Raw genomic sequence first — 15,916 nt, 5'->3', positions numbered from 1 at the left:
TTATGACCTGAACCACTGAACGCCCTGACGCGTGTCTTTTATAGTTATGCCCATTGCAGACAGTTCGTCGCGGATAGCGTCTGCCGATGCAAAGTCCTTATTTTTCTTAGCTTCCGCCCTTTTTGCAATGAGTTCTTCGATTTTTGAAACATCCTCGTCGTTTTCTGAATTTGAAATATTTTCGGCTATGCCCAAAATGCCTGTAAGCGTTTTAAGCATATCCATTTCTTTTTCTGCAAAATCTTTCGATACATTCTCTTTGCTGTTTTTATTGATAAAACGAACCAGTTCATAAACGGCCGTCACTGCATCGGCAGTGTTAAAATCATCGTCCATTGCTTCTTCAAATTCATTTCTGAATCTTTCAATATCTTCCGTATTTTCTATGCTTTTAGCCGTTTCTTCTTTACAGTTTTCAATGTAATATTCCAGATCCTTTTTGCAGTTTTTAATCCTTTCAAGGCCGTTTTGGCATGCTTCCATCAAATCGCGGCTGAAATTTATGGGGCTTCTGTAATGTCCGTTTAATATAAAGAACCTTATTACTTCATAAGGGAACTGTGACGCAATATCCCTTACTGTAAAGAAGTTGCCTGCCGATTTGCTCATTTTTTCATTATCTATTGTTATAAACCCGTTATGAAGCCAATATTTAGCAAAAGGCGCACAGTTGCAGGCTTCGCTTTGCGCTATTTCATTTTCATGATGAGGAAAAATTAAATCCTCTCCTCCGGCATGTATATCAATCGTAGGCCCAAGATACCTTTTGGCCATTACAGAACATTCTATATGCCATCCCGGCCTTCCTTCACCCCACGGCGACTGCCATTTCGGCTCTCCCGGCTTAAAAGGTTTCCAAAGCACAAAATCCGTCGGATTTTTCTTAGCGCTGTCAATTTCGACACGCTCGCTTGCGCCGGCAATAAGTTCATCAAGGTTTTTGCGGCTTAATTTTCCGTATTCCGGAAATGACTTTGTATCATAATATACTGTTCCGTCAACCTCATATGCATGGCCTTTTTCAATAAGTTCCGCTATCATTTCTATTATATGATCCATTTCTTCGGTAACCCGAGGATGATGAGAAGCTCTTTTCACGTTAAGGCCGTCGGCATCTTTAAAACATTCTTCAATATATCTGTTGCTGATGACCTCCATAGTTGTATTTTCATCATTTGCTTTTTTAATTATTTTATCGTCAACGTCGGTAAAATTTTGTATATAAGTAACTTCAAAACCTTTATATTCCAAATACCGGCGTACGGTATCGAATGTAACGTATGGGCGCGCGTTGCCTATATGAATATAATCATACACTGTAGGGCCGCAGACATACATTTTTACCTTGCCTTTTTCAATGGGGATGAACTCTTCTTTTTTTCTTGTAAGTGTATTATAAACTTTCATTAAATAACACTCTCCTTTTTCATTTATACTAAAATATGCCCCGCCTTTGACAAACAATCAAGAGGCGAAGCATTTAGACTCCGCGGTTCCACTCTAAATTGGGATTACTCCCCGCTTTTACCGAAAGCCGTAACGCGGCCGCACGCCGCAGGCTAGTAGACATGTTTCTTTCGCCTGCAGAGCTCGGGAATGCACTTCACCGCTTTGATTTAAAACTGCTTCCACCAATACAGTTATCTCTTTGTAAATCTAAAAAGGCTACTCTTTCCGTCTTAGCTTTTATTTGATTTTTTCGATAAGGCAAACAGCTGATGCGGCTATTCCTTCGCCCCTTCCCGTAAACCCAAGGCCTTCTTCCGTTGTGGCCTTAATATTAACCGCTCCCATATCGATATTTAAAGCGTCGGCTATATTCTTCCGCATAATTTCAATATATGGCGCCATTTTAGGTTCCTGGGCAATTATAGATGCATCGATATTTATTATACTATATCCTTCATTTTCTAGCAAGGAAAAAACATTTTTAAGAAGAAAAATGCTGGAAATATCTTTGTATCTTTCTGAATTGTCGGGAAAATGTTTTCCAATATCGCCGAGAGCCGCAGCCCCAAGCAGGGAATCCATTACCGCATGTACGAGGACGTCCGCATCAGAATGGCCTAAAAGCCCTTTTTCATACGGGATTTCAACGCCGCCTATTATAAGTTTCCTTCCTTCAGCAAGTTTATGCACATCATATCCGTTACCTATACGCAACATTTACACGCTCCTTTATTTAATTATAATTTAAAAATACCATTGATATGGCATATTATATCTTAAGCAAAAAAAATTTTCCAGTTTTTTAACTTACCTATTGACACCCATATAAATCCGTGTTAGTATCATGTCAATTCAATATGATAAACCGTTGAAGCGGAGATAACGGCAATGATGCCTTTACAGAGAGCCTGTGTTGCTGAGAGTCAGGTGAGAAACAAGTTGTCAAATGGACCGCTGAGGGTGCAGTCAAAAGTGTATATTTATTTACACCTAGTATTCTGCAACGTGCAGGCATACGTAAGTTGCCGGGGATATGTTGGTATTCTGCTAAGTGCATAGGGGTAATCCTATGAATCAAGGTGGCACCGCGGATAGTGTCGTACTGTATATATTTGTACGTGATTCGTCCTTGACAGATAGTTGTATTCTGTCAGGGGCGTTTTTGTTTATAATTCCCTGTCTCAGAATAAAATTCACTGGAGTTTTCCCTTATTGTGAGGAGGCGAATGATATGTTATTAACCAAACGATGGCGCCGAATGGCCACACAGAAGTAACAACTCAAAAGATTTTAAAAAACTTATCCGGAGGTAATGACTATGAAAAACGAAAAAATCCCCTACAAAATCTATCTGAATGAATCTGAGATGCCAAAAGCATGGTACAATCTGCGTGCTGATATGAAACAGAAACCGGCGCCATTATTAAATCCCGGCACACACCAACCGATGAAAGCTGAAGAACTGGCAGGTGTATTCTGTGAGGAACTGATTGCACAGGAACTTGACAATGATACTGCTTACTTTGAAATTCCGGAAGAAATTCGATCGTTCTATAAAATGTATCGTCCATCTCCTCTTGTACGTTCTTACCGTCTGGAGGAAAAGCTGGGAACTCCTGCAAAAATCTATTACAAATTTGAAGGAAATAACACCAGTGGCAGCCATAAACTAAACTCAGCCATTGCACAAGCCTATTACGCTAAAAAGCAGGGACTTAAAGGAGTGACTACAGAAACCGGAGCCGGTCAATGGGGTACTGCCCTTTCCATGGCTTGTTCCTACTTTGATCTTGACTGTAAAGTATATATGGTAAAATGCTCTTATGAACAAAAACCTTTTCGACGTGAAGTCATGCGCACATACGGTGCATCAGTGACACCGTCTCCTTCTATGGAAACAGAAGTTGGAAGAAAGATTCTTGCAGAACATCCAGGAACTACCGGAAGCCTCGGCTGTGCCATCTCCGAAGCTGTAGAAAAAGCTGTAACAAGCGATGGTTATCGGTATGTGTTAGGCAGCGTTCTTAATCAGGTACTTCTGCATCAATCTGTGATTGGTTTGGAAACCAAAGCTGCATTCGATAAATTCAATATTAAGCCGGATATTATTATTGGATGTGCTGGCGGCGGGTCTAATCTTGGTGGTCTGATCGCACCATTTATGGGAGAAAAACTTCGTGGAGAAACAGATTACCGTATCATAGCTGTCGAACCGGCATCTTGTCCTAGTTTTACCAGAGGTATATATGCCTACGACTTTTGTGACACAGGAATGGTATGCCCACTTGCAAAGATGTATACTCTTGGCAGTGACTTTATCCCTTCTGCGAACCACGCAGGTGGTCTTCGCTATCATGGCATGAGTTCAACTCTATCGGAGCTTTACCATCAGGGATTTATGGAAGCAACCAGCGTAAAACAGACTGAAGTCTTTGAAGCAGCCGAGTACTTTGCTCGAGTAGAAGGAATCTTGCCTGCACCGGAAAGTTCCCATGCGATACGTGTTGCTATTGATGAAGCATTGAAATGCAAAAATAACTGGGAAGAAAAAACAATTGTATTTGGTCTTACAGGCACCGGATATTTTGATATGGTTGCATATGAAAAATTCCACGATGGCGATATGGATGATTACATTCTATCTGATGAAGAACTGGCTGTTTATCGTAGCAAACTTCCCATAGTGACAGTAAAATCCTGAAAACCTGATCTGTTCGCTATATGTGTCCTTATCCTATGCAATTTAGAAAAGGGAATGTTCATGCCACAGCATTAAATATTCCCTTCTCATGGTTGATTTTTCCGTTGTCTGCCAACCTCCGACACCTGCGTTCGGAAAACGTATCAGATTTTAGGTGTTAACCCACTGCTGATGCACAGTTTTTCTAATTACATTCTACGCAAAATATGTGAGAACTGCAATTAGCATTTATTATATTTTCCCATCTATCAAATCATAACTCATATCCAAAAAGTCTAAGATTTTCGCTTCGCTTACAGTTCCGTCCAACAGCATGGTGATCCAGTATTTCTTATTCATATGATACCCCGATAAAAATCCATAGGTCTGTGTCAACAGTCCCACCATATCCGGATCACATTTCACATCGATGATGTCTACTTTTGTATCTCCTTCTAATCCCAGCCTGGATTTTTCAACCTGCATTAACACCGCATACCATTTTCCATTCTGATGCCGCAGCACCGCACTTTCCGGTGATTCCTTCCAAAGATATTCCGGAACGGTTCCGTATTGTTTCTTTACATATTCATAAATCTCTTCCCGTTTCAAACATTCCACTCCCCAGCTCCTCGATTTTATCAATCTTATGATTGTACTTTTCATATTTTTACAGGCAGGATATCTGCCCCGCCTTCCTTTCCTATTATAGCATTGTTATTCAAATTCCTCAAAGGAAACCAGATTAGTTGATAAAACAAAAAATAAGGATAACGACAATTAAACGTTATCCTTATTTTTTTTGCTGAAAAAATTTCTACTTTTTGCAATATTCATAAATATTAAATGGTTCTTCTATTTTTTCAAATAAGATATCAGCTTCTTTAATAATCTTAAAAAGTTCTTCTGTCCCTGCACCTACTGTTTTTAGTACTGGTCTTTTAGCCAAAATAATACCTTATACTATTAAATTTATTAGTGACTTATAATTATGTTAAATAATTCAATTGTCTTCTTAATCCCACTATCTTGGAATTCTAATTCTATTTTTTCATTATTTCTATACATGCTCTCTTTCTCTTCATTAATTATATAACCATTTTCCGTATAAATTTCTTCATTCTCTGAAATGAATTTTTGCATTAATTTGTGATATTTAGTTTGAAGTGCTCTATCCTTTTCAGGCGAAATTTCTTCTAATTTAAGATTAAATTCTAAGCCTCTATCGCAGGAAGTTTCTAATGATTCCATTAATCTATCACAATTCTTATAGACTATTTGTTCTAAAGTCTTCTTAGAATACTTTTATTTTGAATTCATAATGTAATCACAATACTTTTTTCCTGCTGGCGATAAAGAGATTTGGATACTATCCTTTTTTTTACGTATATTAAAATATTATTTAACAAACTTTCCAATTCTTTTTCAGAAATATCCGTTTGTTTTTGAAGTTGCTCTATTTTCATTCTTCTTTCTTGACTAAGGCTTCTTGTAATATCAGCCATCTTTTGAAATTTTTCCGAGATTTTTTCATACTCTTCTTCTTCACTACGCAATCGTTCTTCTTGTTCATATAATTCATACAGCATATTCATATGGCTCAAATACGCCGTATCCTTTATAACATTCTGCAACTTATTATAAGCAACTTCAACAACTACTTCAGAAATATGATCAGAAACTTTTTTACATCAATTTGTCGTTTATTCTCTTCACATATTGTATCATCACTTTTCTTTTCAAGCTTTAACCAATACGTTTTCTCGATTTGTGATATTTTCTCTATGTTTGATTGTGATATCAACTCAGCAATTTTTCTTACATTGAAACGCTCTTCATATCTTTTCTGAAATTCTTCTTCCAATTCAATTAAATCATCTAACTGAGTATTTCTCACACCTGTTTTAATATAGCTATGCACGGATTTTCCTAATTCTTGCAGATATATCTCTTTTTAATCATCATTTCTGTCCTCTATGTAAGAGATTTTCTGCCATTCACTTTTTCCCATATAGCACCTCTTCTTTTACCTTTTTAATATAGCATCTAAAATGTTTCTTCCTACACTTCATAGCTAATCCCGTCTGTATATTCTTCAGTTTTATAAAAATTTACCACCACTTTTTTTCCAACACATTTGCATTCACATTCCCTAGTACAATCATTTTGTGTGTACATTAAAACAATTCTAGATCTATCCGTATCTCATTTAACGGGTAATGTGACAAAGCCAATTATTCTATTAGAAATTATCTTTTTAGTTTCTTCCAAAGCTGAACATGCATTAGCTACTACCACAACGCAATTATACTCCTGTGATAATTCTTCCGCAGATATAGATTTTGTATATGCCGGAACAATTAATATGTCTGTACCAACACATTTATGGAATAATTTAACCTCTTTGCCAATTAAATCTTTACAAATTGTAACGCCGATTCTGCATATTCCTTCTATTTCCACAATAGAATATTCTCCATTTTTACTTCGATTTAAACATTCTCTATATTCCGTATCTTCCCTCGAAAATTTGAAAGGTTCTTTTTTTAAATAACTGAAGATTTTTTCTCCTCTTCCATCTGTGACTATTGTTTCATTCATAAAATCTTTCCAAATGGAACCATTAATGATAATGCGAGGACTCTGTTTCTGATCCCTCCCCTTTATAGAAGAAATAATTTTTTCTGTCATCAACATCTCCGGGAATACTAAAAAATCTATATCTTCGGTTTCACATCTCGAACAAATATTTTCATACCTATCCTTTAACTCTTCTTCCGCTTCCACACACATCTGCTCGATATAAAAGCCTCTTTTTTTATATTTAATATCTAAAATATCATCGAGCTTTTTATTGGTAAAAGGAACTATTCCAAAAGTCATCTGCTCCTTTACATAAAACTGTTTAGCAATAGGATTTTTTTCATCCAGGCGATAAATCCACATTGGGTATTTTTCTAGATGCACTTTATCCCATATCATGTAATTCAACGTTTCTTTATCCAAAGAAGAGCATTCACATTCCCTTCTGTCCCGAAATAAAGAATATTTACTATTGCTAAGACTTTTGAATTCCAAATCCCCTCTATCCAAAAATGTCCATTTCATTTTAGGGATAATTCTTACGCAAGCTTTATATTGCCAATTTATAGATGAGTATTTAATAATTTTGTTTCCCCCTAATAATCCACTATTAATTTCCACTTCAACCAACTCATCAATATATCTTACTACCGCAAAACATTTTTCTATTGTGGCCTCAGGAACTATAAAAGAAATTATGTATTCCTTTAATTCTTCAAATGCTTTCCTATGCCCTTTGTCTTGACATTAACAACAGTATCTTTCCACTGCATCGTACACACAATCAAATTCATCATTATCAAACAATTCAAATTCATATAGAGTCTGACTGTACATGTTTAAAATATAGGAAGAACATAATGCCAATAAATCGTATATTGTATCAATTTTTCTCAATTGTTCTATCACTATTATTTAGATCCTTTGATTTAAAACTTCTTATATTAACAGTATATCATCAAATAAAATGTTATCATAGTTTTTCTCATATGAAAAATATATTTTCTCTCTAGCATGTCTATTTTGGTTTTAATCTCTTAACAATTGATTGAATAAACATGGCAATTAGATCCTCCTGAATTAACAAATTATATAATACAATTTTATCATGATTTATCATCGCTGCTACGGAGAAATATTTATTTTATTTCAGAAAAGCTTGGGCAAAAATCCTTTATTAGATTATTATACTAAAAGGACATCGTTTTTTTACAATTTGTATCTCAAACGATGTCCTCTTTTCTCATGGAAACTCATTTCCATGGTACCTTACTTCTAACCTGAAATTTAACTCCCAAGTATTTCTATATTTTTCACTAACGTGTTATCAGCACAATTTTATCCTCATTTTTTACTTCATCAAACAAGAATCCTTCTTCCAAATTTAGAAGCTTTTCCACCATACCTTTCTGTAACGAAATTCCCTTTGATTTCAAAAGGTTCATAAATTCATTACCTGAAATTTTTTTTCTTTTCGTATCAGGTTCATCGCATGCTCCAAATATCTCGGAAAAATCAATTGATAAGCATCATCAAGCGGTTCGCTTTTTCGATAATTATTTTGAGATATCTGTTTCATTAAATACTGATACTGATTTGCTGTAATTGCCCTAATCTGATTTGCACGAACAATTAAAGCTTGTGCTGAAACTCTATATTTCTTTTTTAATTCAATGTAATAACTCAGATCTAATTTCCATCTTCCCATCAAATCATTCAATAGTAAATCCCTAGGCATAAGCAACGCACCTGCAAATTGGTTCATAAATTTTTCCATGTCCCTATACTCTGCTTTGGACAATTCTTCCAATTCATACATACCATCTGTTAATATATGCCCTAATTCATGTGCAGCATTAAATTGCTGACGAAAAATATTTTTTTCATATCCCAAAACAACTATAGGAACCATCTGATTTCCCAAGATTTCAACGTGGCTATAAGCATCAATACTCGAGTTTTTTTCAAATGCACTACTAATGATGATCCCATGCTTCTCCATTATATCAATCAAATTGTAAATGGGTCTATTTTCTAATCCCCATCTATCTCTAACATATTCTGCAAGTTCTTCCGGATTCATACTATCCTGTTGTTCTAAATCAAATTTAGGAAATCGGATATAGGTCTGTATTCCTTCATAAATTTTAACAAGAAGATGTACCTTTTCTACTTGTGCATTTCTCTCTTTCTTACTAGTTGACGCCAATGAGCGAAAATATGTGTTTCCAATTGTTATTTCAAGATTGTCACTTTCATAAAAATATTCTCTTGGAAATCCTAGTAAATTACTCAGTAAAAATACATTTTCGTTCTTTGGCTCTACCTTATTATTTTCAAACTGTGAAACTGATTGATTTGTAATATGTAAAGCCTGTGCTACCTCACTTATTGTCATTCCATTGTATTGACGTGCTGCCCTTAATCTTGCTCCATTGAATGAAGATTCTAACATAGACATACCTTAAAACCTCCAATATCCTTTTTACTTTGCCTGTTTTTCTTCCTCTGTTTTTACACTTAAATCTATATCCTCATTATTTGTATATAATATAATGGCCTCATCGTCCGGACGAGTTTCTTGAACATCATACTCTGGCATTTCGTATTCTGCCTTGATGTATTCACTCCAATCTTCTCTATACATCGGATTTGTATATGCAATGGGAATTACACACTCAATTCCTTTTACTTCCCCTCTTATACATTCTACTAAAATCAATGCATATCTTTCTATATTACCGTTAATCAAACTGGTCATATCTTTTAATAAAGCCTCTAGTTTTGCATCCGTTTCCTCATCAACATTTATTTCAGCTAAGAAACTAATTGTTCATAAGGAATCTCATATGTTCCTACTAACTCTCCATTTAAACGACTTAATACATTACCGTAATGGAACAGCTTATCTCTTTTTCGACCGCTTTGCAGATTTTTGAAATTATTTTTTCTCATAAAAGTATAAAGATATTTCGTTTCTTCATCATAAAGATAAAGCAAATCCCAAAACCCCCTTGAAATCTTCCCTGTTTGATACCCTGGAATTTTAAAATTGCTGGCAAGCTGTGTGTAAATATTATTCCATATGGTTGCACCCTTACCATTCTGTGTTACAGTCGGATGTTCACGGTAATTCTCTATATATAAATATTCTCCGTCTTCAAAAGACTTAATCACAAGTTCAATTTTATCTTGTTCAAATGGTATTTTATTGTTATAATACATTCAATTGGCTCCTTTCTGGATATGTTATATAATCTCGACAATTATATTTTACTATATCAAGAAAAAAGTCAATATTTTTTCTAATTCTAGTTTTTTTTCCAAGTCGATTTGTAATTTTAATTTTATACAAATTTATTAATATACCTTTTTCCGTCCTGATATTTCACTTATCATTGCTACCAATTATAAGAATTCATTCTCTTTTTACTAATAAGTTGTTTTCCTCTAGATCTGCCTTATGATTACGCTTTCCTAACAATTTGTCTTCTGATGATATTGCAGGATCAAACCAATCTGCCTTTTTCTCAGCCCACTGAAACCATTCTGTTTCAATTTCATCTGAATTATCGCTTTCCTTTAACGCTGCTATATAATTCCTTATTTCACAAGCAATTTGATAATCTTTAGCTTCATTTACTAACTCTTGTGTCTTCTGCTTTTCCAGCTCTATCCTTTCTGCAAGTTCTCTTTTTCGTTGTTGTTCTTCTAAATATCTTCGATGTTCTGCCTCTCTCTTTTTTCTTTTTATCCTATATTCTTCTGATATCTCATACAATTCAATAATAATTTCATCGATTCTATCTTCAATTTGTTGTTGCTCATTATCTCTAAAATATTTCCCATTGCTGAACTTAATTCGCAATTTTCCATTGTAATAATAATCATATTTTTTAATCTGTGGTTTTGAAGCATACTGCTGAAATTTTATCTTCTCTTTATATTCTAAAAGTGCTTTCGCTTCCTGCTTTGTCAGCTCATGTATCTTTTTATCCTGCCCCTCTATAAAACTGACACTTACTACGTCTTCTCGGACTTTTATCGATAAATCTTGTTTTATTTCTCCTCCAAGTTTTTCGATAACCTTGTATAAAGTATCTAAGATTACTATTATTCTTTTTAGACCCGATTCAGAAACTTCATTCATAAAAATAGGTTGCTCTATTTTTTGTCCTCTATAATAATCATAGTGGCCTCTTCTTATATATGTATTTTCCTTTTCATGCTTCTTCCATTCCTCAATTGATTTCTTATATTCAATCAAAACAGGATGTATTTTTGCATTCGGCTTGACTTGAATGTTTTCCAGTTCATTAATTACACACTCTCTTTCCTCTTCTTCTAAAAAAGAAAGTACTGTAGTTGGCATATCACATATTAAACGCTTTTCCGTTTTGTTCACAGAGATTTCATTTCGTATCTCTGATTATTGTTCTTCTGAACTACCATTTTTATTGTTATCTTTTTGTTTACGTTTTTTAACAGAAGAATACTCTGCCGGATACAAATAAACATCATCAAAATCTTTTTGAGGTAATGGTTTTATCTCACCAGACACATCTTTTCCACATGCTAATCTTGTCCAATAACCAGAAGATGGATATGGTATGTCATAAGATTTTAAGCTTTCGATCAATTTTGCATAATGTAAATTATACTTTTTTGCAACTCCGGCTACAGATATTTTCCAAATCTCATCATATAACTGTTCCATATTTATCAACACCATATTAGAATCATTCATACCAAACCTTTCTCCCTTCATATTTTTTATCCTCATCCTTATATTTTGAAAGCGAAAACGCATACTCAAATAATTCTAATTCCTCTATTCTGCGTTTTCGCTTAATATAAAAAGCAAGTCTTTCCTCATTTCTTCAAATTTGTCAATAATATCGGATAAATTTTTTTCAATATTATGAACCTGTATTTCATTAATCTTTCCGTACTTATAAGCAATTAATCTTTCTCCAATAATATAATATGACCAACTCTCTGAAAATCGTCTATCACGCTCCTCATTATGTACTGCAAAGCCAATTGGTAATAAATTATTTCTCATTCCAATACTCACAGCCATTGGCGATATTCCTAAATAATCTCCTGCTACCTTACATGTAATTTTACTCATCGCTCTTATTTCATCATCTGTATACTTTGCCATAGAACTTCCTCCTCTTGTTAGTTAAGACCATAACTGTTACATAAAGTATACCATATTTGTAGAGCATTTTATCTTACTATTGAATCAATCTTAAATCTTACATATGAATATAAGTTCCACAAATTTGCTTTAAGCGAAAAATCTTTTCTATAAATAAATTTGGTCTTAAACGAAATTTAATGGCAATGACACCATTCCTGTATTTGTTTCAATCTCACACTTTCCCCCGCATCGATCCTATTTACTAGACATTGTTTCTTAAAATCATCTATTCCAGCTCTAAAAAATAAATAAAACAATACATTATAATATCTAATTAGTACAACCTCTTTTGTTATTTTTTCCTCTAACCTCATATATATTTTCCACCTTTCACTGTATATCCAGTTCTATATATCCACATATTTTTACTCTATACACCTTATACCCACCCCATAATATGGGGTTAATATTCCGCTATTCTTTACCGAACTGTCGTCAAATGATATTTCCGTGCTGTAATCCCTTACCGCGTCGGTTAATATAAGCTGTTCCGAATTTAATACTATATACGGGCTTATTTCTATGCTTAACGGGGTTGCGGAAACAACCGTACCCGTTACGGCACAGAAGGGCTTTGACGATTCCACCGCTTCGACGGCGGCTTTTTTTATAATGCTTATAATGTCAGACAAAAACGTTTCCCCTTAACGTAAGATCCATTGTATGGCGGCCGTCTTTAAACGTATGCTTAACCTTATCGGCAAGAAGATAGCTTTTAGCGTCTACGTCGCCTAAAGTCAATATAACGGGCACAAGGGAACCGCCCCGCACCCGTATATCCCCAAACGCGCCGGAAACGGAAAGTGTCCTCCGTTTGCCGTCATACATTTTAAGCATGGCTTCGGCCTTTGCGATTTTATTATCTTCCTTATTTACTTTTTCAAAGTATTGCAGCCTGCCCCAACGCTGTATGTTTCCGCTGTCCTTAGTTTCATACAGATCCTATTTGCCCGTATCGTTGTTTTCGTATACAAGCCTTATATAGTTGTACGTCCCGCTGTCTATAGACGATTGGTAGTCAAAGTTTTCCGCCGTGTTTTCGGCTATAAGACAGTCCAGGGCCATGTGTTCAAGGCTTTTAAGGGTAAGCTTACCAAAGTCGTCGTAAAAGACATACCCGCCGCCCGTTATGCGCGCCGTTTCCTGCATTGAATACAGTATCATGTCAAAAAGCGTGTCGCCGTCATGTATATGGCTTAACGCCGTGCCGCTGTCCTCAAGTTCCCCGCACTCCAGAAAATAGTCGTCGGCTATTTCCCTTATAAGCCCCGCCGTCGTAAGGTTATCATACTTCTTTACGTCTTTGTTCTTTAAATACCTCAGCTGGTCGTAGGCCGTTATAGATATGATTTGGTCTTTGTCCCTTTTCTTTGCGAATATAAAACCGTAAAACACATCCCGGCCGTCAACTTTCAGTTTAACAGTATCGCCTTCCTGTATGTTGATAACTTCCCCGCCGCCGTAGTTTGTGTTGATAACCGAAAACGTAAGCTTGCCGGGGCTGCCGAAACGCTCCGTTTCCCATGTTGCGCCGTCCTGTACGACAGGCGAAAACCATTGGCCGTCGTTATATATAAAAATCTCAAGCAAGCTTTATCACCTGCCCCGGATATATAAGCCGCGGGTTGCTTAAACCGTTGAGCTCCGCAATCTCGCGCCATTTCCCGCCGTCGCCGTAAATCCTTTTGCATATAGCCCAAAGGCTGTCGCCTTTCTGTACCGTGTAGCTTTGAGGGTTTTCCTCCGACGGTATCTCTTCTTTTTTCTCTTCGCTTATCTCCCTTTCCTTTTCCACGTCCGCCGTACCGTCGCCGTTGTCGGTAAATTTAACCGGGGCGTAATCGACATACTGTTTCAGCTTTATCTTGACGGTAACGTCAAAACCGTTTTTTGCGTCCTCGGTATACGACAGATCCTCAACGGCCGCTTTAAAGTCGTCAGTATAGAACAATACCCTGCCTTCTTCATGGAGGCGGCGTATAACTTTAAATATCAGCGGTTTTTTCGACGCCTTTAAATTCCTTATCTTCTCAAGCATTACGCCCGCGTCTTTAAACCCGTCCTCGTATTCGGCAAACGGGTATTCAAAGTTCGGAAGCATAGCTTCAAAGGATATTTCCGTAAGCCCCATGGAATTTAAAACGTTTATTTCCTCCGAATTAATAAGCGTCGCCGTCTTGTTTTTGTTTCCGTATTTAAGGTCTATTTTCGACGGCGTTACGGGAAGGAGCAGATCCCCCAGATATACTTTGTACATTTTGCGCCCTCCTTTTTTGCAATATAAAAACGCCTGAATATTCAGGCGTCTGCTGTTTATTTATCTTTTTTTCTTGACTTTAAAGTGCGTCGGTAGGTTAGTATATTAAGTATCAGCGCGGCCGCCAACATCGGCAACATAATCATGTCGAACAAACTCATTCGTAAACCCCCCTTTACAACGGTTTTTTATATGGTATAATATAACTAAGTAGGGAACCGCCACAAAGTGGTTGGTCTCCGTTTGTGTTTAACTACCTGTCAAACTCGCGAAAGTTCTTATGGCAGGTAGTTTTTCTTATTTCCTCTTATTGTCTATATAAGAGAGTAAAGCCAATAAAACAAGCGCAAATGTAAACATTGACATCAATGCCTCATATGTACTCATAGGCTCCACCTCCCTCCTTAGTTAAAAGGGAGGTCAACTACCTGTCACGGTTCCCATAATACTATTTTACTTTATTACCTGTGTAAATTCAACATCACTCCTTCACTCAGCAAAATTTTTTGATATTCTTCCATTAAAAAATGCCCGTATTCAGGCGTTTAAATCTTTACAATATTTTATTCTGTGCTATAATATAGTTAAGTAAGGAGCCGCACAAACGGCTGACCTCGGTTTTTTGTTTAAGTTGCCCTAAACTCTGCCAAAGTTAGTGGGGGCAACTTTTTTTATATTCTCTTACTTCAAATAAGAGAGTAAAGCAAGTAGAACCAATGCAAAGGTTAACATTATCATTAACGCTTCATATGTAGTCATACGCTCCACCTCCCTCCTTAACCGAAAGGGAGGCCAGCCGCCCGCCACGGCTCCCATATTATTATTTTACTTCACTGTACGCCAAAATGCAACAGTATGCTTACATTCCCTCAAGCGGCGTAAACTTCTCCGGTATCTCCCAGTCTTCAAAGGTAAAGTCCATTTCCTCGTCGAGGTATTCAGCCTCGGTATCAAATTTCGCAAGCACGCCGCCGTCTACATTGCAGTCCTTTAATATAACGGTCTGCCTTCCGACTGCCGAGGTTTTGTCTTCGTTCGTAACCATTATATCAAAGTATGTGTCCTCGCCGCTGTTTTTATATTTGGTAAGAAGCTCCCTGAAAACCGAGGTATTGTAATGGAACGTTGCGCTTCCCGTGCCTTTCCAGCCGCTGGCTTTGTTTCCTTTCCCCGTTTTGCCCAGTATGGGCACTTCCGTCTTTGTTTTTTCGACTGCCGCTTCAAGATTTATCGCATGCATAAAATTGTATCTGTTGCCGTCTATGGTAACATAACATTCCGCAAGCGACGCGGCGACGGCGTCTTTCGCTTTCATTATATTTGCCATAATATTTCCCTCCTTACTGTACGATAACGGTCATATAAAGTTTCGTCATAGCGCACACCGGCGAAACGGGGCATACCACAACGACGCTTTTCTTATCGTTTCCCTGTTCAACCGTCAAATCGTCGCTTATAAACCCTTCAATAGCTTCAAGCCTTTCAAGCTCCTTGTTGTAAGTAACTATGTCGTTCCAGAACGCAAGCCTTCCCGCGTTGTTGTTCTGCACCTTTCCGAGATACTTTGTATTGAAAAGCACGGCTATGTCGTTTCCTATCTGGTCAAGAACCCTTATAACCTGATTGCTTGTAAAATCCTCGTTTTTGTCCACGGTTACGGATACAAAGCTGTTCACGTCCTCTAAAACCCTTATTTCATCCCCTACTTTGTGGAATACAAGCTCTCCCGCTTTAACCG

Annotated in this window: 20 protein-coding genes, 2 pseudogenes and 1 other annotated feature; of the genes and pseudogenes, 1 reads left to right on the top strand and 21 read right to left on the bottom strand. The window is 36.6% G+C overall.

All coding sequences use genetic code 11. The annotated features are described in order from the left end of the window. Both cysS and ispF read right to left on the bottom strand, forming a co-directional pair. Positions 1 to 1,407, bottom strand: coding sequence for a cysteine--tRNA ligase (cysS, locus tag NE664_05060; protein MCQ4726030.1), 1,407 nt, complete (start codon positions 1,405 to 1,407; stop codon positions 1 to 3). A 57-nt stretch (positions 1,408 to 1,464) separates the two neighbouring features. Then, positions 1,465 to 1,690 (bottom strand) — a binding site (T-box leader). Continuing rightward, positions 1,687 to 2,166, bottom strand: coding sequence for a 2-C-methyl-D-erythritol 2,4-cyclodiphosphate synthase (gene ispF, locus NE664_05055; GenBank protein ID MCQ4726029.1), 480 nt, complete (start codon positions 2,164 to 2,166; stop codon positions 1,687 to 1,689). It overlaps the preceding feature by 4 nt. 601 nt (positions 2,167 to 2,767) lie before the next feature. Between ispF and NE664_05050 the strand changes: the two genes are divergently transcribed. Continuing rightward, complete coding sequence (locus NE664_05050) at positions 2,768 to 4,150, top strand: TrpB-like pyridoxal phosphate-dependent enzyme (protein ID MCQ4726028.1); 1,383 nt, start codon at positions 2,768 to 2,770, stop codon at positions 4,148 to 4,150. 231 nt (positions 4,151 to 4,381) lie between these two features. On the opposite strand, the gene NE664_05045 is transcribed toward NE664_05050, so the two are convergent. The 19 genes and pseudogenes from NE664_05045 to NE664_04955 form a co-directional block, all read right to left on the bottom strand. Then, positions 4,382 to 4,741 (bottom strand): MmcQ/YjbR family DNA-binding protein, encoded by a 360-nt coding sequence (locus tag NE664_05045; protein ID MCQ4726027.1) that lies wholly within the window; start codon positions 4,739 to 4,741, stop codon positions 4,382 to 4,384. Between the two features lie 205 nt (positions 4,742 to 4,946). After that, positions 4,947 to 5,078, bottom strand: a complete 132-nt coding sequence (locus NE664_05040) for a hypothetical protein (protein ID MCQ4726026.1) — start codon at positions 5,076 to 5,078, stop codon at positions 4,947 to 4,949. A gap of 26 nt (positions 5,079 to 5,104) precedes the next feature. Then, positions 5,105 to 5,380, bottom strand: coding sequence for a hypothetical protein (locus NE664_05035; protein ID MCQ4726025.1), 276 nt, complete (start codon positions 5,378 to 5,380; stop codon positions 5,105 to 5,107). A 65-nt stretch (positions 5,381 to 5,445) separates the two neighbouring features. Beyond that, positions 5,446 to 5,733 (bottom strand): hypothetical protein, encoded by a 288-nt coding sequence (locus NE664_05030; protein ID MCQ4726024.1) that lies wholly within the window; start codon positions 5,731 to 5,733, stop codon positions 5,446 to 5,448. A 53-nt stretch (positions 5,734 to 5,786) separates the two neighbouring features. Next, a complete protein-coding gene (locus NE664_05025; protein ID MCQ4726023.1) occupies positions 5,787 to 6,026 on the bottom strand; it encodes a hypothetical protein in 240 nt (79 codons plus the stop codon). Between the two features lie 308 nt (positions 6,027 to 6,334). After that, on the bottom strand, positions 6,335 to 7,342 hold the full coding sequence (locus NE664_05020; GenBank protein ID MCQ4726022.1) for a hypothetical protein: 1,008 nt from the start codon (positions 7,340 to 7,342) through the stop codon (positions 6,335 to 6,337). Between the two features lie 811 nt (positions 7,343 to 8,153). Next, the gene (locus NE664_05015) at positions 8,154 to 9,173 is read right to left on the bottom strand and encodes an XRE family transcriptional regulator (protein MCQ4726021.1); all 1,020 of its coding nucleotides are present in this window, start codon (positions 9,171 to 9,173) and stop codon (positions 8,154 to 8,156) included. Positions 9,174 to 9,197: 24 nt separating this feature from the next. Next, on the bottom strand, positions 9,198 to 9,524 hold the full coding sequence (locus tag NE664_05010; GenBank protein MCQ4726020.1) for a DUF5986 family protein: 327 nt from the start codon (positions 9,522 to 9,524) through the stop codon (positions 9,198 to 9,200). Between the two features lie 5 nt (positions 9,525 to 9,529). Beyond that, positions 9,530 to 9,937: a DUF5986 family protein gene (locus NE664_05005; GenBank protein ID MCQ4726019.1), complete on the bottom strand. Its 408-nt coding sequence runs from the start codon at positions 9,935 to 9,937 to the stop codon at positions 9,530 to 9,532. A 193-nt stretch (positions 9,938 to 10,130) separates the two neighbouring features. Continuing rightward, on the bottom strand, positions 10,131 to 11,117 hold the full coding sequence (locus NE664_05000; GenBank protein MCQ4726018.1) for a hypothetical protein: 987 nt from the start codon (positions 11,115 to 11,117) through the stop codon (positions 10,131 to 10,133). A gap of 24 nt (positions 11,118 to 11,141) precedes the next feature. Next, on the bottom strand, positions 11,142 to 11,480 hold the full coding sequence (locus NE664_04995; GenBank protein MCQ4726017.1) for a hypothetical protein: 339 nt from the start codon (positions 11,478 to 11,480) through the stop codon (positions 11,142 to 11,144). 63 nt (positions 11,481 to 11,543) lie between these two features. Then, positions 11,544 to 11,879, bottom strand: coding sequence for a hypothetical protein (locus NE664_04990; protein MCQ4726016.1), 336 nt, complete (start codon positions 11,877 to 11,879; stop codon positions 11,544 to 11,546). A 68-nt stretch (positions 11,880 to 11,947) separates the two neighbouring features. Further along, a pseudogene (locus tag NE664_04985) lies at positions 11,948 to 12,235 on the bottom strand (hypothetical protein). 51 nt (positions 12,236 to 12,286) lie between these two features. Further along, entirely contained in the window at positions 12,287 to 12,553 is a 267-nt protein-coding gene (locus NE664_04980) for a DUF2577 domain-containing protein (protein MCQ4726015.1), read from the bottom strand. Beyond that, positions 12,546 to 13,511, bottom strand: a pseudogene (locus NE664_04975) (hydrolase). The gene NE664_04980 and the pseudogene NE664_04975 overlap by 8 nt, the downstream one beginning before the upstream one ends. Next, complete coding sequence (locus NE664_04970) at positions 13,504 to 14,178, bottom strand: LysM peptidoglycan-binding domain-containing protein (protein MCQ4726014.1); 675 nt, start codon at positions 14,176 to 14,178, stop codon at positions 13,504 to 13,506. Before NE664_04970 ends, NE664_04975 begins: the two are co-directional and overlap by 8 nt. A 297-nt stretch (positions 14,179 to 14,475) precedes the next feature. Then, positions 14,476 to 14,565, bottom strand: a complete 90-nt coding sequence (locus NE664_04965) for a putative holin-like toxin (protein ID MCQ4726013.1) — start codon at positions 14,563 to 14,565, stop codon at positions 14,476 to 14,478. A 472-nt stretch (positions 14,566 to 15,037) separates the two neighbouring features. Continuing rightward, complete coding sequence (locus NE664_04960; GenBank protein MCQ4726012.1) at positions 15,038 to 15,505, bottom strand: phage tail tube protein; 468 nt, start codon at positions 15,503 to 15,505, stop codon at positions 15,038 to 15,040. Positions 15,506 to 15,518: 13 nt separating this feature from the next. Then, on the bottom strand, positions 15,519 to 15,916 hold a 398-nt coding region (locus NE664_04955), incomplete at its 5' end, for a phage tail protein (GenBank protein ID MCQ4726011.1).

The organism is Anaerotignum faecicola (genome assembly GCA_024460105.1).
Taxonomy (GTDB): domain Bacteria; phylum Bacillota; class Clostridia; order Lachnospirales; family Anaerotignaceae; genus JANFXS01.
This window is presented reverse-complemented; position numbering and strand designations above follow the sequence as displayed.

What these genes read in the sequence shown, in the direction of transcription:
- NE664_04970 (MCQ4726014.1), bottom strand. Translation starts at nt 14,178, where the DNA reads ATGTACAAAGTATATCTGGGGGATCTGCTCCTTCCCGTAACGCCGTCG.
- NE664_04995 (MCQ4726017.1), bottom strand. Translation starts at nt 11,480, where the DNA reads ATGAAGGGAGAAAGGTTTGGTATGAATGATTCTAATATGGTGTTGATA.
- NE664_04965 (MCQ4726013.1), bottom strand. Translation starts at nt 14,565, where the DNA reads ATGAGTACATATGAGGCATTGATGTCAATGTTTACATTTGCGCTTGTT.
- NE664_05035 (MCQ4726025.1), bottom strand. Translation starts at nt 5,380, where the DNA reads ATGGAATCATTAGAAACTTCCTGCGATAGAGGCTTAGAATTTAATCTT.
- NE664_05050 (MCQ4726028.1), top strand. Translation starts at nt 2,768, where the DNA reads ATGAAAAACGAAAAAATCCCCTACAAAATCTATCTGAATGAATCTGAG.
- NE664_04990 (MCQ4726016.1), bottom strand. Translation starts at nt 11,879, where the DNA reads ATGGCAAAGTATACAGATGATGAAATAAGAGCGATGAGTAAAATTACA.
- ispF (MCQ4726029.1), bottom strand. Translation starts at nt 2,166, where the DNA reads ATGTTGCGTATAGGTAACGGATATGATGTGCATAAACTTGCTGAAGGA.
- cysS (MCQ4726030.1), bottom strand. Translation starts at nt 1,407, where the DNA reads ATGAAAGTTTATAATACACTTACAAGAAAAAAAGAAGAGTTCATCCCC.
- NE664_05005 (MCQ4726019.1), bottom strand. Translation starts at nt 9,937, where the DNA reads ATGTATTATAACAATAAAATACCATTTGAACAAGATAAAATTGAACTT.
- NE664_05015 (MCQ4726021.1), bottom strand. Translation starts at nt 9,173, where the DNA reads ATGTCTATGTTAGAATCTTCATTCAATGGAGCAAGATTAAGGGCAGCA.
- NE664_04960 (MCQ4726012.1), bottom strand. Translation starts at nt 15,505, where the DNA reads ATGGCAAATATAATGAAAGCGAAAGACGCCGTCGCCGCGTCGCTTGCG.